The following is a 20,237-nucleotide window of genomic DNA, read 5'->3' as shown; positions in this document are numbered from 1 at the left end:
TGTTGCAAAATGCCGACTACGATGTTGAGCGTGCTGAGCATGGGATTATTTACATCGACGAAATCGATAAAATTGCCAAGAAGTCCGAAAACGTTTCGATTACGCGTGACGTCTCTGGTGAAGGGGTTCAACAAGCGCTTCTGAAGATTCTTGAAGGCACGATTGCTAACGTTCCGCCTCAGGGTGGACGAAAGCATCCACAACAAGAATTTATTCAAATTGATACAACCAACATTTTGTTCATTGTTGGGGGTGCTTTTGATGGAATCGAAGGGATTGTTAAGAGCCGTCTTGGCGACAAGACAATCGGTTTTGGGACCAATTCAGACGAAGCTGCTGAAGTGGATCCTAAGAACATCATGCAGGCAGTTATTCCAGAAGACTTACTGAAGTTTGGCCTGATTCCAGAATTCATCGGTCGTCTGCCAATTCTGACTGCTTTGGATAAGCTTGATGAAAGCGACTTGGTTCGAATTTTGACTGAGCCTAAGAATGCCTTGGTTAAACAATATAAAAAGTTGATTGAGCTTGATGGTGCTGAACTTGAATTTGCCCCTGGTGCCCTGGAAAAAATGGCGCAGTTGGCAATCGCCCGTGATACGGGTGCTCGTGGATTGCGTTCAATCATTGAAGGCGTTATGCGAGACATTATGTTTGACTTGCCAAGCCGAAATGATGTTTCAAAGGTCATCATTACGCCAGAAACGGTAACCGACCATAAGGAACCGGAACTAATCTTAAATCAAGCATCGTAATTCGTAGAAATCTGATGTAAACTTTAGATAGCTTACTGTCAGATTTCTTTTTTTATTTCAATATTTTTTATTCACTTAAGGAGTGGTTTCATGGAGGTTCATAACGTCGACCTTACGATCAGTGCTGTCGCAGAAAAACAATATCCAAATACTCAATTTCCAGAAATAGCGTTGGTTGGTCGGTCAAATGTTGGCAAATCTTCACTAACCAATGTTTTAATCAACAGAAATAAATTTGCGCGAACATCAAGTCAACCGGGGAAAACCCAAACCCTAAATTTTTACAATATTGAAGACAAGCTGTACTTTGTGGATGTCCCAGGGTACGGCTACGCCAAAGCTTCTAAAGCCAGTCGAGAAAAATGGGGGAGAATGATTGAAACCTATTTGACTAAACGTGAGCAGTTGAGAGGCGTGATTGCGCTCGTTGACGGTCGCCATGCGCCAACGGATGATGATGTGTCGATGCACAATTGGCTGAAGTATTACAATATTCCGATCTTAACTGTTGCAACCAAAATGGACAAAATTTCCGGCGGCAAATGGAACAAGCAGGAATCATTAATCAAGAAGACCTTACAACTTGATTCCAATGAACCGTTAATTCTATTTTCCGCGCTAACCAAAACAGGTAAGAACGATGTTTGGCGTTGGATTGAGGGGAGAATGAAACGATGAATTTTGATGAGTACCAAAAAGCAGCTAACCGTACACTAATGGGGAATGAACAAGTCCTGACAAATTGTGCCTTGGGACTGACCGGTGAATCCGGCGAAGTTGCGGACTTAATTCGTAAGTACACCTTCCAAAGTCAAAAACTTGACCATGATCAACTGGTAAAAGAGATGGGCGATGTTTTATGGTATTTATCGCAAATTTCCGAGTGGGCCGACATTCCCTTTGACGAAGTCGCCACTAAAAATATTGCACGATTGGAGAAGCGTTACCCAAGCCAATCCGGTGGGGTCAACCAAGTTAATTTATGATGCACAAAATAGATTAAGGCCAATTTACAAGCGGACGGGACAAGACGAAATGTTTTGTTCCGCCTTTTTTTGTTTCAATTATTCCTCAGTCGAACCGCTATTTGGCCGACGCTCTTTTCTGCATATTTCCGGGTATTTGGCCAAATTCTGCATAATCAGAATAATAATTCGATTAATAATGAATAAAACGCAAAAACAGTTGCATTTTATGAATATAGGTGTTAATCTCTATACATTGAATTTTTTAGAAAATAAGAGGGAATATATATGTCAGAAAACAATAAAGTAATTTTAGCGTATTCCGGTGGCTTGGACACCTCAGTTGCAATTGCCTGGTTAAATGACAAGGGTTATGACGTTGTGGCTTGCTGTATTAATGTTGGTGAAGGCAAGGACCTTGATTTCATTAAACAAAAGGCTTTAAATGTCGGCGCCGTGAAAGCATATGTGATTGATGCTTTGGACGAATTTGCCGACAACTATGCGGCTGTCGCTTTGAAGGCCAACGCCATGTATGAAGGCTCGTACCCACTCATTTCCGCTTTATCACGTCCGCTCATTTCCAAGACGCTGGTTCAAGTTGCCCATCAAGAGCACGCCGTTGCGGTTGCCCACGGCTGTACTGGTAAAGGAAACGATCAGGTTCGTTTCGAAGTTGCCATTCATGGCTTGGATCCACAATTGGAAGTCCTCAGTCCAGTTCGTGACTGGCACTGGTCACGTGAGCAGGAAATTGAATATGCCAAGGACCACAATATTCCAATTCCAATTGATTTGGACTCACCTTACTCAATTGATGCCAATATTTGGGGCCGTGCCAACGAAGCCGGTATTTTGGAAGACCCATGGCAAAGCGCACCCGAAGATGCATTTGCAATTACCAATCCAATTGAGAACACACCAGACACGCCAACCGAAGTTGAAATCACTTTTAAAAAGGGGATTCCAACTGAGCTGAATGCCCAGAAGATGAAGTTTTCAGAAATCATCCAAGAACTAAATGAAATTGCCGGTGAAAATGGGGTCGGCCGAATTGATCACATTGAAAACCGTTTGGTTGGAATTAAGTCTCGTGAAGTCTACGAAGCTCCAGCGGCAACTGTTTTGTTGAAAGCGCACAAGGAACTTGAAGACCTAACCTTTGAACGAGACCTTGCCCACTTCAAACCAACTGTTGAAAAACAATTGAGTGAGATGGTCTATAACGCCCTTTGGTTCTCGCCTCTGATGGATGCCATTCAGGCATTTATCGACAAGTCCCAGGAAGTTGTCAACGGTGTGATTAAGTTGCAGTTGTTCAAGGGCAACGTCATGGTACTGGGTCGTAAATCAGATTCGTCTCTTTATGACAAAGATTTGGCAACTTACACTTCCTCAGATTCATTTGACCAGGAAGCAGCCAAAGGGTTCATCAAATTGTGGGGACTTCCAACTCAAGTCTATCAACAAGTGGCCCTTAAAAATAAGAATTCTCAATTTGTTAAAGCCGTTACCAAATCCCAATTGAAGGATAAGGTAACCGTTCAGGAAAAAAATTCCACACATATGGGAGCTAAAAAATAAATGAGTACAAAGAAATTATGGGGCGGTCGTTTTCAGCAGCAGGCATCAGAATGGGTAGATCAATTTGGGGCTTCAATTTCGTTTGACCAACTGATGGCCGACGAAGATATTGAGGGTTCACTTGCCCATGTCAAGATGCTGGGTCACACCAAAATTTTGAAGATGGACGATGTGAATCAAATTGTTGCCGGACTCGTTGGGCTTCGTGAGGATTTACACGCCGGAAAGCTTGAATTTACGGTTGAAAATGAAGATATCCACATGAACATCGAAGCACTTTTGACCGAACGAATCGGACCGGTTGCCGGGAAGCTGCATACCGCCAGATCACGAAATGACCAGGTCGCCACTGACTTTCATTTGTATTTGAAAAACCGTCTGCCAAAAGTCATTGATGAAATCACGACTTTGCAGAAAACGCTGGTCGAGATGGCCGAAAAAAACGTCGAAACGATTATGCCGGGCTATACACATTTGCAGCACGCCCAGCCGATTTCTTACGGTCATTACCTGATGGCCTACTACCAAATGCTGAAGCGGGACAAAGAACGGTTTGTCTTTAATATGCAGCATACGGACATGTTGCCGCTGGGTGCCGCCGCTTTGGCAGGGACAACGTTTCCAATTGATCGGGAATACACCGCAAAGGAACTTGGCTTTGCCCAAGTGTATCCCAACTCACTGGACGCGGTTTCCGATCGTGATTTTGCCCTGGAGTTTTTGAGCAACAGTTCAATTTTGATGATGCACTTATCCAGATTTTGTGAAGAAATCAGTATGTGGGTAAGTCACGAATTTAAGTACCTGGAATTAAGTGACGCCTACACGACGGGCAGTTCAATTATGCCGCAAAAGAAGAACCCCGACATGGCTGAATTGATTCGTGGAAAATCCGGACGGGTGTATGGCCACCTGATTGGCCTATTGTCGACAATGAAGTCGTTACCTTTGGCCTATAATAAGGACCTCCAAGAAGACAAGGAGGGGACTTTTGACACGGTTAAGACGTTGCTGCCTGCTTTGAAAGTATTCAACGGCATGCTCAAAACAGCCAAACCAAATGTCGAGCGAATGAAGGCGGCCACCGAAAATGATTTTTCAAACGCCACCGAATTGGCTGATTATTTGGCAACCAAGGGAATTCCATTCCGAGAAGCTCATGGGATTGTTGGCCAGTTGGTTCTAAAGGGCCTAGAAACCCACCAGAACCTCCAGGACATGTCTTTGGCAGATCTCCAGGCTGCTTCTCCTAAAATTGAAGAAGACGTCTACCACGACCTTAAATCAGAGGTTGCAGTGGAACGACGTCACTCACTGGGTGGAACTGGATTTGATCAGGTGAGACTGCAGATTAAAAATGCCAAGCAAGAACTTGGTGAGTAACAAGGCTTATTTTCTAAAAAATTAATTCAAATAGTGGGACATTAAACAACTTGATCCTCAAAAATAATACCGCGACTATTCCAGAACAGAATCTGGGATTATCGTGGTATTTTTCTTTTTTGCGTTCAAACTGATCGACATAAAAAAGGGATACCGATGAGTAAAGTTCACTCACCGGTATCCTCTTGGCTAATCACAGTCTGACTAAAACCATTTTTTGGTTGGCCGTTTTTCATTCTGGCGTTTTTTATCTTTGTCTTTTTTATCATGTTTCAAGAACTTGTCACGTTTTTTATCTTCTGGATCCATTTCAGCAAACTTACCGAACATCGCATCCATATCGTTTTGGCGATTGACCTTTAATGCCATTCAGATTCATCTCCTTACCCTTTTACGTCATAACTATAGCAAATCTGATGTTAAAAGTCACACTTATTGGCTAGATTGTTCAATGACTTGTATAAATGAATGAATAATGTATAATTACGACTTATTACAGATTTTTATTGCATAAATTATATTTTTGGTGTAATGTATTGGTTATTATAAATTTGGAAGAGGGAAACTTGATGAAGAAGAGTCTTAAAGCAATCATTCAGATAACATTGATGTTCATTGCAGTATTTACCTTTGCATCAGTCTTTGCCAACCAGGCATCGGCTGCTGATACATCGCTCCAGCGGGTTAAACAACGTGGCGAATTGATTATGGTTACCAGTCCGGATTATCCACCTTACGAATTTCAAGTGAATAAAAACGGCAAGGATCAAATTGTCGGCATGGATATTGACGTCGCTAAAAAGGTCGCCAAAGACCTCCACGTCAAGCTGGTGATTAAGAGTATGAACTTTGATTCACTGCTGGTGGCAATCCAAACCGGAAAAGCTGACATGGCCATTGGCGGGATTAACCCAACGGCTGAGCGTCGCCAAAGCGTTGATTTTTCAAAGATCTATTATTCCGGTGGCCAAAGCTTTTTAATTAACTCAAGTGATGTTAATAAATACAAGAGCGTCAAGAATTTAAGAGGGGCCAAGATTGGGGCTCAAACGGGAACCCTCCAGTATGGATTAGCCCAGAAGAAAATTCCTAATGCTACCGTTAAAGGGATGGACAAGTCGACGGATCTGGTGTTGGCACTGAAAACCCATAAGATTGATGCTTTGGGAATTGAGAAGCCGAGTGCTGAAGCCTACGTTAAAAATGATCCGAGCCTAAAGATGATTCCATCAGGCTACCACCTCAACAAAAACGAGGTTGGCGCCGCAATTGCCTTTAAAAAGGGTTCAGGAAGCCTGGTTGCTGCTGTTAACAAGAGTATCGATCAGATTCAAAAACAGAAGTTGACTGATAAGTATCTGGCAAGTGCCGGTAAGTACATGAAGGTCAACACGGTCAACACCTCAATGTTTCATTACTGGAAGTACTTCGCAAAAGGGGTCGAATACACAATCTTAATTTCGATTGTGTCGACATTCTTCGGTGTATTGATTGGGGTGATCCTGGCGTTGATGCGTTTTTCCAAGCAAAAGTGGCTTCGTGGGTTGGCAATCAGTTATACCGAATTTATTCGAGGAACGCCTTTGATGGTTCAGGTATTGTTCGTTTACTTCGGAATCGGGGTGGTCATTAACATCCCGGCATTGATTTCAGGGATGATCGCCGTGTCACTGAATAGTGGTGCCTACGTTGCCGAAATTATCCGTGGCGGTATTAATTCAGTTGCCAAGGGGCAGACGGAAGCCGCTGCCAGCCTTGGGTTATCCAAACGTGATCTAATGAGATTTGTGATTTTGCCGCAAGCCTTCAAGAATATTTGGCCGGCGCTGGGAAATGAATTTATCTCGTTGATTAAGGAAAGTTCGATTGTCTCGATCATCGGGGTTACGGATTTGATTTACCAGCTCAATATCGTCCGGGCCGACACGTATCGTGGGGTCATGCCGATCTTCGTGGCAATGGTTCTCTACTTCGTCATGACCTTCGCGTTAACCCGGGTTTTGAATCACTATGAAGGGAAGATGAAACATGCAGGATAAAAAAGTAATTGAAGTGAACCATCTTAATAAAAAGTTTGGTGACAATGAAATCTTAAAAGACATTAATGGCACCGTAAAATCTGGTGAAGTGATCTGTGTCATTGGGCCATCCGGTGCCGGGAAAAGTACCTTCTTACGCTGCTTGAATTTATTGGAAAAGCCGACAGCAGGTGAAGTTAAGTTTGACGGAACCGATCTGACGCACGTTGACGAAAAACAGTTAATTAACCTACGTGAGCGGATGGGAATGGTTTTTCAAAGCTTTAACCTGTTTCCCAATATGACGGTCATTGACAATCTTAAGTTGGCCCCAATCCGAGTCAAACATATGAGTGACGCCGAAGCAGATAAAGTTGCCATGCATCTGTTAGACCGGGTGGGCCTCAAGGAAAAGGCCAACGTTTATCCCAGCAGCTTGTCAGGTGGCCAGCAGCAACGGGTTGCCATTGCCAGGGCTTTGGCGATGAACCCGGAAGTGATGCTGTTTGATGAACCAACCAGTGCGTTGGATCCGGAAATGGTCGGCGAAGTGCTCGAAGTTATGAATGAACTGGCCAAAGAGGGGATGACCATGGTTGTCGTAACTCATGAAATGGGCTTTGCAAAAGAAGTTGCGGACGAAGTTTGGTTCATGGCCGATGGCTATATTCTGGAACGAAATAAGCCGACTGAATTGTTTGATCACCCACAAAATGATCGGGCAAAGGACTTTATCGGAAAGATTATTCAAAATGTATAGTCGGGATGCAGTCACAACCGACTACTGAAGTGTTAGAAACATGAGAGATTCCCTGACAATCAAGTGTCGTGGGGATTTAAACAAGCAAATAACCGTCAACGATTTGATATCTGGTCGTTGACGGTTATTTTTGTCGTAATGCGCTGGTTTCATTACCAGAAAACCATTGTACTAAGGATTTAAAATACCATTATGATGATATCTTGCCCCATACAACAAAAATACCGGCAAGCGTTGTATATCCTTGAAGCAAACATATATTCGATGTATACTTTTTAAATGAATATCTCAAAGGAGGGAGCTTTTTGGCAAGCGACTATATTGAACATAAGCTGGCGTTACTGCCTGATATGCCTGGTTGTTATTTGATGAAAAACATCAATGGCAAGATTATTTATGTTGGGAAAGCCAAGAACCTGAAGAATCGGGTTCGATCCTACTTTAAAAGTAGCCATGATGGCAAAACTGCCCGTCTGGTTTCTGAAATTGCCGACTTTGAATATATCGTCGTTTCAAGTGATAAGGAAGCTTTCCTGCTTGAGATTACCTTAATTCAAAAGCATCGGCCATACTTTAATATCAAGTTGAAGCAGGGAAACGGCGGTTATCCATACATTAAGATTACCAATGAACGTGACCCCCAAATTAAAATCGTCAACACGTTAGTCAAGGATGGCGGTTTTTATTTCGGCCCTTATCCAAACGTTTATGCGGCGGACGAGACGGTTAACTTTTTACAAAAAGTTTATCCGCTTCGGCGCTGCAATGGATTTCAGAACCGGCCCTGCCTCTACTATCACATGGGGCAGTGTCTGGGGGCCTGCTTTAAGGTCGTCCCTGAAGAGACTTATGCCAAGCAAATTAAACGGATTAAGTCGTTTTTAAACGGCAACGTTGCCCACGCCAAACAGATGTTGACGGCACGAATGGAAAAGGCCGCCGCTAATATGGAATATGAACGGGCTGCAGAAATTCGCGATTTAATTAAGTACATTGAGATTACCGTTGAGAAGCAGAAAATTATTTCTAACGATAATACACCGCGGGATATTTTTAATTACTACATGGATAAAGGCTGGTTGTCGATTCAAGTATTCTTCATTCGCCAATCGCGATTGATGAAACGTGAGAAGCGGCTGTTTCCAATCATTGATGATCCCGAAGAGGAAATGGTGAGTTTCATTTCCCAATTTTATAAACAAAAAAATCAAATTCTTCCTAAAGAAATTTTGGTGCCGAAATCACTGCCGACCGATGTGATTAGTCATGTGGTCGAGGATGTCCCCGTTAGAACCCCTCAGAGAGGCCAGAAGCGCGATCTATTGGAGATGGCGGGTAAGAATGCCCAAGTGGTCTTGGAAGAAAAATTCAGGCTGTTAGAGCTTGATGAGAGCAAGACGACCGGGGCGATGAAAGAATTGACCGATGCTATGGGGATTGCACCCGGACACAAGATTGAAGCTTTTGACCATTCCCATATTCAGGGTGCGGACTTGGTTTCTGCGATGGTCGTATTCGTGGACGGCCAACCAAACAAAAATTTGTATCGAAAGTATAAATTAAAGACGGTCGATCATGCCGATGAAGCCGCCAGCACTAAGGAAGTTATTCGACGACGTTATACCCGCTTGTTGAAGGAACACGCCGAGATGCCGGATTTAATTTTAATGGACGGCGGCGTTATTCAAATGAATGCGGTCAAGGATGTTTTGGTCAATGAATTGGGATTGGACATTCCAGTCGGTGGAATGGTCAAAAATACCCATCACCAAACCGCTGATTTGCTTTATGGCGATAACGATACGCCGCTGCAATTGGATCCGAAGAGTCAGGGATTTTATTTGCTTCAGCGGATTCAAGACGAGGTCCATCGATTCGCCATCACTTATCACCACAAGGTGCACACTAAAAACTCATTGAGTTCGAGATTGGATTCCATTACGGGGGTCGGTCCGAAGACACGAAATAAATTGCTGCGTAAATTTGGTTCTTTGAAGAAAATTTCCAATGCGTCGGTTGAGGATATTCGCAAGCTGGGAGTTCCGGAAACGGTTGCCCAGACGATCAAATTCTCATTAAGTAAAATTGATGAAGAACGTAAAGTCACAAATTATCAGGATAAGAAGCTGACGCACTGATTATCTGTGGGAGACACTGGGATGATCAGATTATTTTGACCTAGTGTCAGAAACTCGGTATACTGCTAGAGTACTGGACACGTAACTAACGACTTAGGAATAATTTGAAATGGTGATAAGATGTTTGTTGATCAAGTTAAAATTGATGTAAAAGCTGGAAATGGTGGTAACGGGATGGTTGCCTTCCGGCGAGAAAAGTATGTTCCAAACGGCGGTCCTGCCGGCGGCGATGGTGGCCGTGGCGGGAACGTGATTTTTAAGGTGGACTCAGGCATGAATACCTTAATGGACTTTCGTTATCATCGAAAGTTTAAAGCCAAGAATGGCGGTAACGGTGCGAACAAATCAATGACGGGCCGCAGTGCCGAAGACTTGGTGATTCCAGTTCCAGAGGGAACAACTGTGACCAACACAGAGACGGGTCAAGTCATTGGTGATCTAACCAAGCCTGATCAGGAATTGGTTGTGGCCAAAGCCGGTCGTGGGGGACGGGGAAATATTCATTTTGCCAGTCCTACCAACCCGGCGCCAGAAATTGCTGAAAACGGTGAGCCCGGACAGGAAATCTCGCTGAGTTTGGAACTCAAAGTTCTTGCAGATGTTGGATTGGTTGGTTTTCCATCAGCCGGGAAATCAACTTTACTGTCCGTTATTACCAGTGCCAAGCCGAAAATTGCAGGATACCATTTCACCACCCTGGTTCCTAACTTGGGGATGGTCCGATTAGATGACGGCCGTGATTTTGCTGTGGCCGATTTGCCTGGATTGGTTGAAGGTGCGTCAAATGGCGTTGGATTGGGATTCCAATTCCTCCGTCACGTTGAACGTACCCGAGTTATTCTTCACCTGGTTGACATGTCGGGTGTTGAGGGCCGTGATCCGTTTGAAGATTATTTGGCGATTAATAAAGAATTGAGTCAGTATGATGAACGGATTTTAAACCGACCACAAATCATCGTTGCAACTAAAATGGATTTGCCTGATTCGGAAGCCAACTTGGCCGATTTTAAGCAAAAGTTAGCGGGGCAGGGTCAAACCGACCACGCCGTTCCTGAAATTTTTCCAATTTCTTCAGTTACCCATACCGGGCTGACTGATTTGATTCGAAAGACGGCCGATTTACTGGATACAACCAGCCTGGCAGATATGGAAGAGCCGGAAGACACAACCAAATCATACGATTACGAGCCAGCTGACACGAGTGATTTCAAGATCAGTTATGATAAGGAATATGAATCATGGGTTATTTCCGGTGATAAAATTGAGCGGTTGTTTAAGATGACCGACACGGAGCATGATCAAAGCATGCTCCGATTCGCAAGACAAATGCACGGAATGGGAATTGACGACGCGCTTCGCAAAGCGGGCGCCAAGGATGGGGATACGGTTTCAATCCTTGATTTCTCATTCACGTATGTTGAGTAATCAACAATATTGGGGAACATAATACACATATAGGGTAGGGAATATTTCAATGCAACAAGTTCAAACAAACAAACTAGGAAAACGCCTGAAAAACAGTCGATATATATCCGGTTTTGATGGAATTCGGGCACTTGCAGTCGTCGGTGTCATTATCTATCATTTGTTGCCTTACAAGCTGCAAGGTGGTTATCTCGGGGTGCCAACTTTTTTTGCCGTCTCGGGATATCTGATTACGGATCTTTTGTTGCAGGAATGGGAGCAAAACGGCCGGATTGATTTCTGGGGGTTCTACGCTCGAAGACTCAAAAGACTTTACCCTGCTCTCGTGTTCATGCTGGTGGGAACCGGCACGTACATAACGTTATTTCAGCGCTCACTATTAACAAATCTCCGTTCGATTATTACGACCAATATGTTGTATGTCTATAACTGGTGGGAGATTGCCCACGGACAAAGTTATTTTGATCGTTTTAACGGCGAATCACCGTTTACACATCTATGGTCGCTTTCAATTGAAGGCCAGTATTATTTGATATGGCCGCTGCTTTTGATCGCGCTGGTATTAATTGTCAAAAAGCGACGATCGATCGCAAACATTTTATTGGTGTTTGCAATTTTATCAGGCCTGCTGATGGGGTTCTTGTACACCGGCCCAGATACATTAAATCGGGTTTATTACGGAACTGACACGCGGATGTTCTCGATTATCTTTGGTGCGATGCTGGCAGTTATCTGGCCATCAACCCACCTCAAGAAAAAGGTCACGAATCGGTCTCGTTGGACGTTGAATATCATTGGGATCGTCTCAATTGCAGTCATGGCTTTCCTGTATTTTGAATTATCCGGTCAAAACACCTTCACCTATCGGGGTGGGATGTTTATTATGGCGATTGCATCAACGACCTTAATCGCAGCGTGTGCCCACCCGGGAGCTGATGTGAACAGGTGGCTAACGAACCCGGTCTTTTCTTGGATGGGAACGCGAAGCTATGGGATTTATTTATATCAATTCCCGGTCATGATTTTTTATGAAATTAAAGTTCAAGATATCGCGGCGCATCCGTTGATGAATGCTTTAGTCGAAATTGCGTTGATTATGGTCATTAGTGAACTGTCGTATCGCTATATTGAACGACCACTTCGACACTATCGATACAAGAATCTCGGTCGATCGATTTATGAATTTGTACAACGGGATTCCGAGTACGGTTGGAAGCGGTTGTGGCTAATTCCAGCATTACTCTTAATTGGGATTTCCATGTATGGGAGTGCCATTTCGCCGACTAAAGATCCGAAAAATGTCTTGCAGGAAAATATTGCCAAAAACGAGAGCACGGCAAATGCGCATAACAAAGCAGCGTTGGCTAAGCAAAAGAAGGCTAAGAAACTTTCTGCCAATGACAAACGAATGAAAAAGCTGCTTAAGAAGAAACTAACGGTTAAGCAGTATAAGATTGCCAAGCATTATGGGTTGACGAAGCGTCAGTATCTGACCGTTTACCAGCAGCCGTTAACGGCAATCGGTGACTCTATTTTGGCTGACAACAGTCATGATCTTCAAAATGTCTTCACCAATGCTTACGTTTCGGCTGCTGTTGGTCGGCAAATCTGGCAGGCGGGGGATGTTCTTACCCAATTGAAGCGTAAGGGGGACTTGGCGCCAAATGTTTTGATCAATCTGGGAACAAATTCGCCAATGACGCCTGAGCAAATTAATTCCGTTCTCAAATCAATTGGCAAGAATCATCAAGTCTTTTGGGTAACAACCCACGTGCCAACGAGAAATTGGGAAACTGAAGTTAATCGCACGATTCGTAAAGCTGCCAAGCGTCATTCCAATGTTCATATTATTGATTGGCACGCATATAGTAATCATCAAAATGATTGGTTCTGGAACGATAATGTTCATCCGAACCCAAGAGGAAACGTGCACTATACACATTTAATTGCAACGTCGATTTACAACTACATCAACCAAAAAAAATAAGAGATTTGACTCGTCTTGCTCGTGTGAGCAAATGAGTCAAATCTCTTTTCTAATTAGTTCAAATGAACGATCAAAGTCGAATTGGGCGCGCTTGCGACCTTTTCTTGTTGGGTGTTGTAAATTGGTCCGAATTTGATCGATAACTTAGTTGCTGGATGAGCTGCGTAGTCATGCAAATAGCCGGTCATGGCAAAGCTAACGGCTCTGTCAGCACCAATCTTGTTGCCGGCAGAAGAGTCGGTTAATTGATTTTGCGTTGTTAATGTTTGTCCCTGATTAGTTTTGACGTTATCAACACCATTAAGGGCAATTTTGAAATCATGATGATTGGTCACCGTATAGTTGAGGACAAACGTGTAATAGGTGTCTGGAATTTCTTGCAGATTCAAGACTTGTTTGGCAGCGGCTTTGGCCTCGGGTGTCTTTGCCGTATTTTTGATAACCCGGACTTGATTAATTTTATAATTGACGTTACCGGATTTAATGTGGATCGGTTGGTTGATGACGTCCGCAAGCTGTTGGCGGGTACCAAACCGATCAAAGGTAAATTGATGCTTTTTACTCAAATCGCCATTCTTAACGTAATTGGCACTTTTTTGGATTTGCTTTGGAACCTTATATTGATAATTGCTTAGTGACTGACTGGTACTACTGGCAGATGAGCTTGAACTGTCGTTTGACATATCAGCACTTAACGATTTCTTTTCATTTGCCTGGTTACTTTTGCTGCCGCCACAGCCAGTCAATCCAACCGCCAGCAGCGCAGTGAATAATAGTAAAAGTCCTTTGATTTTCATAATTCTATCCCCTAGTAAAATACGATTGATTTATTAACAATTCTAAACCCAAAAACCAACTGGTGGTTGTTTGAAGTCCGCAAATCGGTTGTAATGGGGAGCTGGCGCGTTCTAGCCATAAACTGATCTAGTGTTATTGTAGCAAATTCCCCGTGTGATTGGGATGTTTTGCCCAACAATAAGGAATCTTTATCAATTGTTAATTCATTGACTGGTAAAAAATGTTTTCCCGCAGCAATTAAAATTGTCAGCTTGGGATTTAGTGTCCCGCTTGCCCGATAAAACTCATCCAAATTCATGCTCCAAACTCCCTCCTAGTGATTATTTTACCGAAATTATGATACAATTGAAAAGTGATTTTAGGGAAGTGACGCGATTTTTAATAATGGATTTCGAATGTCATTTTCCTTCAACTCGATTTTATAAATTAAGGAAACGATAATAATGCAGATTGAATTTTTAGGTACTGGAGCAGGTTCTCCCGGGAAATTTCGAAACGTTTCAAGCTTGGCGCTTAGATTGCTTGACGAAATTAACTCGGTATGGTTATTTGATGTTGGTGAGGGCACACAACATCAAATTTTACGATCAACGATTCGTCCTCGTAAAATCGAAAAGATATTTATCAGCCATCTTCACGGCGACCACATTTTTGGCTTGCCGGGTCTGTTAAGTAGCCGTTCGTTTCAGGGTGGCAATACCCCACTGGACATTTACGGGCCCCAAGGAATTAAGGAATACGTCAACGTCAGCTTAAAGATTTCAGAGAGCCGACTATCCTATCAGATTAATTTTCATGAATTGCCCAAGGGCACTGACGGTAAGATTTTTGAGGATAGTAAATTTACGGTGTACGCCGCTCCTTTGGAACATCGTATCACAAGCTTTGGCTATCGTATCGTTGAACACGATCATCCAGGTGAGTTGATGGTTGATAAATTGACTGAGCTGCACATTCCATCCGGACCAGTTTACGGCAAGCTTAAAATGGGTCAGACCGTCACTTTGGATGATGGCCGGGTCATTGACGGCACTCAGATGATTGGGCCGGCTCAACCCGGAAGAATTGTGACAATCATCGGGGACACGCGAAAGACCGAAAATGCCCTTAAATTAGCTCAAAATGCGGATGCATTAGTTCATGAAAGTACCTTCGGCAAGGGTGAAAATAAGCTTGCAAGAAATTATTTCCATTCAACCAATATGCAGGCCGCACAGATTGCCAAACAAGCCGGTGCTAAACTATTGCTGTTAAATCATATTTCGGCACGGTACACCGGTAAAATGGCCCATGAGCTTGAAAAGCAGGCTCAGACGGTGTTTCACAACACAAAAGTCGTTAAAGACTTTGATGTGATTGACATACCTTTTGAAAAAAACAACTAGGTATTTGTGAGGGGGGATTCACAAATGAAAAAACAAGTCGGCACCATTATCAGTATCGTCTTAGTCATTATCATTGCTGTGTTCGCATTGATGAATTTTGAATCTGTGGCAGTCAATTTTGGCTTTACGTCCGTCAAAATGCCGTTAGTGCTCTTGATATTAATTTGTCTGCTGATCGGTGCGCTCATCATTTTCCTGTTTTCGTCCACTCAAAATGTTAAGAAAAATCGACAATTCAAGCAATTGGCTTCCGAAAGTCAACAGAAACAAGACGAGTTACAGGACCAAATCAAACAGCTGACGATTAATCTAAAATCACTGGAGACCCGTCTGAAGAATTCTTATGGTAAACAGGAAATCGGAACGCGTGACCAACAGATCAGTGATTTAGAGGACGAAATTGCGAAACTAACAGAAAAGTTATCATCTCAAAAGTAAGGTAGAGTGTTTAATGATCAATTCGAAGTATGACTGGCAATTTCATGAAGTAAACGACACCACACAGGTCGATCAACTGGCAAAAGATGCCGGAATCGACCCGTTTATTGCGACAATGCTTGTTCAACGGGGTGTTAAAACGGCTGACGAGGCGGAGACATTTATGAATCCAACGGTCAGCTCTTTTCATGACCCCTTTTTAATGCATGATATGAAAAAAGGTGTTGATCGGATTTCACAAGCCGTGGAAAGCGGTGAGCACATCACCGTTTATGGTGATTATGACGCCGACGGTATTACCAGCACGACGATTATGTATGAAACATTGAGTGATCTGGGAGCAGATGTTGACTATTACATTCCCAACCGATTTTCCGAAGGCTATGGGCCAAATGTTGCCGCATTTCAATCGATTATCGATAAGGGCACTTCGTTGATTGTGACCGTGGATAACGGGGTGGCTGGGCAGGATGCAATTGCAGCAGCCAATCAGTTAAAATGCGACGTTGTGGTAACGGATCATCACTCATTGCCTGAAGTTTTACCGGATGCGTTTGCCATTATTCATCCACGGGTAAAAGACGCTGATGGGAATGCCTATCCGTTTGGTGATTTATGTGGTGCCGGCGTTGCTTTTAAAGTTGCCCAGGCACTAATGGATGATGTTCCATCTGATTTGCTGGACATAGCCGCGATCGGAACTGTGGCCGATATCGTTTCACTAAGAGATGAGAACCGGGCCATCGTCAAATTTGGCGTTCAAGCGATTAAGAATAGTCAGCGCCCTGGGCTAATCGCACTCATTAAGGAAGCTGGGATTGATCTTTCAAAATTCGACGAACAGGATATTGGCTTCGGGATTGCCCCACGGCTAAACTCACTCGGTCGAATTAAAGATGCGACAGTTGGTGTTGAACTGCTATCGACATTTGACGAGGATCGAGCTTCCGAATTGGCTAAATTTGCCAATCAGCAAAACGATTTGCGAAAGTCGCTCGTGGATCAGTTTTATAGTGAAGCGGTGGCGTCGGTCGAATCCACTGGTGATATTAAAAATCGGTCGACTCTGGTGGTTGTCGGCCAGAACTGGCACCAGGGCGTTTTGGGCATTGTTGCCAGCCGCCTGGTTGATAAGTATCAGCGACCAACTCTCGTAATGACGGGGGCTGATGGCAGCGATGAGGTCAAAGGCTCCGGGCGAAGTGTTGACAGTTTTGATCTGTTTCAAGCAATTGATCCGATTCGCAGCCAGACGGTTGGATTTGGTGGTCACCACTCAGCGGTTGGTTTAACGATTAAGCAGGATAAAATTGGTGTATTAAAGGATCAGCTGGAAGCGGCCGCCAAGCAACAGCATTTGGATTTGTCAGTCAAACCGCAGTTGGAAATTTCAGCGGTCTTACCGGTTTCAAAGGCCACTACGGACCTATGTGACCAGTTGAAAGCTTTAGCACCGTTTGGTCAGGATAATCCCAAACCAATTTTTAAGCTGAAGTACGACCGTCTTTCAGACATCAAAACGATGGGCAAGACTAAAGACCATCTTAAATTTTCGTTGGTCGCCGGGCAAAACCGCTTAACTGCGATTGCCTTTGGTAAGGGTGAATTTGCTTCAGAATTGGAGCAGGGTGCATCTCAATTTGAAGTCGTCGGTGAGGTTGGAGAGAACACCTGGAATAATCATACGACTGTTCAGCTCATGGTTGACGACATGCGGGAAGTATTGCCACCAGTTGTGGATCGGCGAACCAGGCAATTACATCAGCAGATGTTTGCCAATTCTGGAACGTACGTGTTTTTCCATGAGAAAGTTCGAGACCAGTTAAAGCACTATTTATCAGCGGAATCTCAAGCGGTGATGTATGATCAAAATGAGCTTAAAACACTTGATCAGGGCAAAGTTTACATTGTCGACTGCCCGGATTCTACGGCTGATCTGGTCAAGGCTTTAGGCGTTATTCATCCACAGACAACAATTCTTTATTTGTACAAAAAACAGTTAGTCTCAAAAATAGGGATGCCAGATCGACATTCTTATGCTAAACTATTTAGGTTCATTAAAGAGCATGCAAATATCAATATTGCAACGCAGTTAAAACAAATTTCAGAACACTTGCACCTATCAGCTCGAACAATTATTTTTATGGTTCAGGTTTTCTTGGAACTGGATTTTATCACCATTCAGGATCGGATTATTAATCTCAATCCCAATTATGCTGCGCGCGATTTAAAGTCGGCACCCAGTTATCACTTGAGGGAAGAACAATTGCTCACTGAGAAAAAGTTACTGGTCTCTGATACGCATGAGTTTGTTCAATTCGTTAAGGACAGTTTGGGTGTTTGATGAAAGGAAGAAAGACTATGTCAATCGATTTTTCAAAATATATTGCTTCGTATCCGGACTTTCCGGAACCCGGAATCTTGTTTAGAGATATTTCACCATTGCTTGAAAACGGTGAGGTTTACCGTGCTGCCACCGATAAAATTGTTGATTTTGCCAGAGAACGCAATGTCGAAATGATTGTTGGCCCTGAAGCCCGTGGATTTATCGTCGGCTGTCCGGTTGCCTATAAACTTGGAGTTGGATTTTCACCAGCTCGGAAGAAAAATAAGCTGCCAGGAGAAACTATTGAAGAGAGTTACGGACTGGAATACGGCAAATCGTCTCTCTATTTGCGTACGAACGCAGTTAAACCCGGTCAAAGGGTTTTAGTCACGGATGACCTTTTAGCCACTGGTGGGACCATTGATGCGACAATTCGACTGGTTGAAAAGCTGGGCGGAATTGTTGTTGGGACCGCATTTTTGATTGAATTGTCTGATCTAAAAGGTCGTGAGAAAGTAAAGGACTACGATTTCTTTACTTTGCTGAAATATTAATGTTAAAGCTCATTTGCGTCTATACAACGCGATCGAGCTTTTTTTATTGTCCAAAATGGCTCAGCTGTGACGTGGTCATCGTTGACAATAAAAAAAGTTCCACCGACAAATGTCGATGGAACCCTTACTGTTATTAAGGTGAGTACAGGATTTGAACCTGCGCGCCGGTATTAGCCGGTTCGCCGGATTTCGAGTCCGGTGCATTACCACTCTGCCAACTCACCACAACAGATTTCATTATATCAATTGTTATTCTGAATGTAAATTAGGTTTACTTGGAAGATGCAAATTTTGTCTTAAGGTAACCAATCACAGCAGGGAGCAAGGAGATTGCGACAATTCCGATGATCACCATTGAGAAGTTGTCCTTAACAACCGGAATGTTACCGAAGTAGTAGCCGGCACCACAACAAATTGCGACCCAGCTGAAACAGGCAAATAGATTATATTTAATAAATCGGTTGTATGGAAAGTCACTCGTTGCCGCAACAAATGGGATTAAGGTCCGGATAATTGGGATGAATCGACCAAAGAAGATTGCCATGGCTCCATATTTGTTAAAAAATTCGCGGGCTTTTGCCAGGTCCTTTTCTTTTATAAATTTGCCTAGCACTCGATGTCGGGGAATGATTTCGCCAAACTTGTTTCCAAAGAAGAAGTTCAGTGAATCTCCGCCAATCGAAGCGGCAAGAAAGATGACGACAAATATTCCGATGTTTAATCCGTAGGTGGCGTTAGCAGATAATGCAGCCGCTGCGAATAATAACGAGTCGCCAGGGAGAAATGGGAAGATAACCGCTCCGGTTTCGATAAAGATGATCGCAAATAGGATTAAGTATGTTGAGCTTCCAAAGGTATTAACAATGTTAATCAAGTGGTCATCAATGTGTAGTATAAAATCGATAAGGGTACTCAAGAAATCATTCCTTTCAAAATTTATAGTTGATTGTACCAAATTTCTTTACAAAATATCGCGTTCTTTTAGGGCCTTTACCAAAAAATAAGCTTTGTTGTGTATTTACGGTATTCACGATACAATTGTTAACAGTTTAAAAAAGGGATGATCAGATGAACCTAAAGGTAGGAATGAAGGTTTCGGGAGTGGTAACCGGAATTCAGCCCTACGGCGTCTTTGTCGATATAGGCGAACACCAACAGGGGTTGATCCATATATCGGAATGCCATTCGGGCTATGTAGCTGATATTTATCGGTTATTTAAAGTCGGTCAGCCGGTTAACGCACTCATTATTGATATTGATGAGTATTCTGGCAAGATCAGTTTGTCGACGAGAACAACCGCGGTTAATTATTCGGTCCTTCTCCACGCCAGGGGATTTAAGCCAAGGAAGATTCATTATTGGACCAATTATCAGCTTAGTTTGGGATTTAAGCCGATTGCGCGGAGCAAAAAGCAGTGGTTAAGCGATGCGAGAATCTTTTTTGAATGATTTGAAAGAAAGTCCTTGACCTGGGTATCACAAATTGGTAAAATATTTTTCGTTGTCAAATATCCAAACAAGTTTCTATGTGCTTCGAATTTTAAAAATTCAGCAAAAAACAACTTGATTTAAAATGGAAAATCTGATAATATTAAATAGTTGTCAAAAGCGAGAAACAAGCGCTTACGACAACATGTAGACCTTTGAAAACTGAACAAAATTTTCGACAAACAAATGTGCAGGGCGCTTCGATTTTTAATCGGAGCCAAACATTTGCGAAG

The 20,237-nt window shown here is 43.1% G+C and carries 19 protein-coding genes and 1 tRNA gene; 15 read left to right on the top strand and 5 right to left on the bottom strand.

Going from position 1 to position 20,237, the window contains the following annotated elements; genetic code table 11:
- From clpX to argH, 5 genes are all read left to right on the top strand, one after another.
- On the top strand, positions 1-755 hold a 755-nt coding region (gene clpX / locus AB3112_RS01270; protein ID WP_367333843.1), incomplete at its 5' end, for an ATP-dependent Clp protease ATP-binding subunit ClpX.
- Between the two features lie 90 nt (positions 756-845).
- Positions 846-1,433, top strand: a complete 588-nt coding sequence (gene yihA / locus AB3112_RS01265; RefSeq protein ID WP_057909560.1) for a ribosome biogenesis GTP-binding protein YihA/YsxC — start codon at positions 846-848, stop codon at positions 1,431-1,433.
- Complete coding sequence (locus AB3112_RS01260) at positions 1,430-1,741, top strand: nucleoside triphosphate pyrophosphohydrolase family protein (protein ID WP_057909561.1); 312 nt, start codon at positions 1,430-1,432, stop codon at positions 1,739-1,741. Before yihA ends, AB3112_RS01260 begins: the two co-directional genes overlap by 4 nt.
- Before the next feature lie 267 nt (positions 1,742-2,008).
- The gene (locus AB3112_RS01255; RefSeq protein ID WP_084972761.1) at positions 2,009-3,304 is read left to right on the top strand and encodes an argininosuccinate synthase; all 1,296 of its coding nucleotides are present in this window, start codon (positions 2,009-2,011) and stop codon (positions 3,302-3,304) included.
- Complete coding sequence (argH, locus tag AB3112_RS01250) at positions 3,305-4,687, top strand: argininosuccinate lyase (RefSeq protein ID WP_057911255.1); 1,383 nt, start codon at positions 3,305-3,307, stop codon at positions 4,685-4,687. It abuts the gene before it with no gap.
- A gap of 204 nt (positions 4,688-4,891) precedes the next feature.
- Here argH and AB3112_RS01245 read toward each other — a convergent pair whose 3' ends face one another.
- On the bottom strand, positions 4,892-5,056 hold the full coding sequence (locus AB3112_RS01245) for an SPJ_0845 family protein (RefSeq protein ID WP_167547562.1): 165 nt from the start codon (positions 5,054-5,056) through the stop codon (positions 4,892-4,894).
- 200 nt (positions 5,057-5,256) lie between these two features.
- Here AB3112_RS01245 and AB3112_RS01240 point away from each other — a divergent pair, with 200 nt between their 5' ends.
- The 5 genes from AB3112_RS01240 to AB3112_RS01220 all read left to right on the top strand — a co-directional run bounded on the left by AB3112_RS01240 (position 5,257) and on the right by AB3112_RS01220 (position 13,015).
- A complete protein-coding gene (locus tag AB3112_RS01240; RefSeq protein ID WP_367333842.1) occupies positions 5,257-6,726 on the top strand; it encodes an ABC transporter substrate-binding protein/permease in 1,470 nt (489 codons plus the stop codon).
- Complete coding sequence (locus AB3112_RS01235) at positions 6,716-7,465, top strand: amino acid ABC transporter ATP-binding protein (protein WP_084972758.1); 750 nt, start codon at positions 6,716-6,718, stop codon at positions 7,463-7,465. Before AB3112_RS01240 ends, AB3112_RS01235 begins: the two co-directional genes overlap by 11 nt.
- Positions 7,466-7,770: 305 nt before the next feature.
- Complete coding sequence (gene uvrC, locus AB3112_RS01230) at positions 7,771-9,603, top strand: excinuclease ABC subunit UvrC (protein WP_084972757.1); 1,833 nt, start codon at positions 7,771-7,773, stop codon at positions 9,601-9,603.
- Positions 9,604-9,723: 120 nt separating this feature from the next.
- Positions 9,724-11,028: a GTPase ObgE gene (obgE, locus tag AB3112_RS01225; RefSeq protein ID WP_084972756.1), complete on the top strand. Its 1,305-nt coding sequence runs from the start codon at positions 9,724-9,726 to the stop codon at positions 11,026-11,028.
- A 49-nt stretch (positions 11,029-11,077) separates the two neighbouring features.
- On the top strand, positions 11,078-13,015 hold the full coding sequence (locus AB3112_RS01220) for an acyltransferase family protein (RefSeq protein ID WP_084972755.1): 1,938 nt from the start codon (positions 11,078-11,080) through the stop codon (positions 13,013-13,015).
- 53 nt (positions 13,016-13,068) lie between these two features.
- On the opposite strand, the gene AB3112_RS01215 is transcribed toward AB3112_RS01220, so the two are convergent.
- Positions 13,069-13,812 (bottom strand): hypothetical protein, encoded by a 744-nt coding sequence (locus AB3112_RS01215; RefSeq protein WP_084972754.1) that lies wholly within the window; start codon positions 13,810-13,812, stop codon positions 13,069-13,071.
- An 11-nt stretch (positions 13,813-13,823) separates the two neighbouring features.
- Positions 13,824-14,111 (bottom strand): hypothetical protein, encoded by a 288-nt coding sequence (locus AB3112_RS01210; protein ID WP_057909570.1) that lies wholly within the window; start codon positions 14,109-14,111, stop codon positions 13,824-13,826.
- A gap of 145 nt (positions 14,112-14,256) precedes the next feature.
- On the opposite strand from AB3112_RS01210, the gene rnz reads away from it, so the two are divergent.
- Genes rnz through AB3112_RS01190 form a run of 4 tightly spaced genes read left to right on the top strand, consistent with a single transcriptional unit; the run spans position 14,257 to position 18,516 of the window.
- Positions 14,257-15,198, top strand: a complete 942-nt coding sequence (gene rnz / locus AB3112_RS01205; RefSeq protein WP_179136493.1) for a ribonuclease Z — start codon at positions 14,257-14,259, stop codon at positions 15,196-15,198.
- A gap of 24 nt (positions 15,199-15,222) precedes the next feature.
- Entirely contained in the window at positions 15,223-15,636 is a 414-nt protein-coding gene (locus AB3112_RS01200; RefSeq protein ID WP_057909572.1) for a lipopolysaccharide assembly protein LapA domain-containing protein, read from the top strand.
- A gap of 13 nt (positions 15,637-15,649) precedes the next feature.
- Positions 15,650-17,980 (top strand): single-stranded-DNA-specific exonuclease RecJ, encoded by a 2,331-nt coding sequence (gene recJ / locus AB3112_RS01195; RefSeq protein ID WP_084972752.1) that lies wholly within the window; start codon positions 15,650-15,652, stop codon positions 17,978-17,980.
- Positions 17,981-17,997: 17 nt separating this feature from the next.
- The gene (locus tag AB3112_RS01190) at positions 17,998-18,516 is read left to right on the top strand and encodes an adenine phosphoribosyltransferase (protein WP_171031891.1); all 519 of its coding nucleotides are present in this window, start codon (positions 17,998-18,000) and stop codon (positions 18,514-18,516) included.
- Between the two features lie 136 nt (positions 18,517-18,652).
- On the opposite strand, the gene AB3112_RS01185 is transcribed toward AB3112_RS01190, so the two are convergent.
- Both AB3112_RS01185 and AB3112_RS01180 read right to left on the bottom strand, forming a co-directional pair.
- Positions 18,653-18,740, bottom strand: a tRNA-Ser gene (locus AB3112_RS01185).
- Between the two features lie 47 nt (positions 18,741-18,787).
- The gene (locus AB3112_RS01180) at positions 18,788-19,432 is read right to left on the bottom strand and encodes a VTT domain-containing protein (RefSeq protein WP_057909575.1); all 645 of its coding nucleotides are present in this window, start codon (positions 19,430-19,432) and stop codon (positions 18,788-18,790) included.
- A 152-nt stretch (positions 19,433-19,584) separates the two neighbouring features.
- Here AB3112_RS01180 and AB3112_RS01175 point away from each other — a divergent pair, with 152 nt between their 5' ends.
- On the top strand, positions 19,585-19,965 hold the full coding sequence (locus AB3112_RS01175; RefSeq protein ID WP_084972750.1) for a CvfD/Ygs/GSP13 family RNA-binding post-transcriptional regulator: 381 nt from the start codon (positions 19,585-19,587) through the stop codon (positions 19,963-19,965).
- The last annotated feature ends 272 nt before the right edge of the window (positions 19,966-20,237 follow it).

The organism is Lentilactobacillus sp., assembly GCF_040773105.1.
GTDB classification, from domain to species: domain Bacteria; phylum Bacillota; class Bacilli; order Lactobacillales; family Lactobacillaceae; genus Lentilactobacillus; species Lentilactobacillus parabuchneri.
The sequence above is the reverse complement of the archived record's forward strand: the minus strand, read 5'-3'. Positions and strand labels throughout refer to the sequence as shown.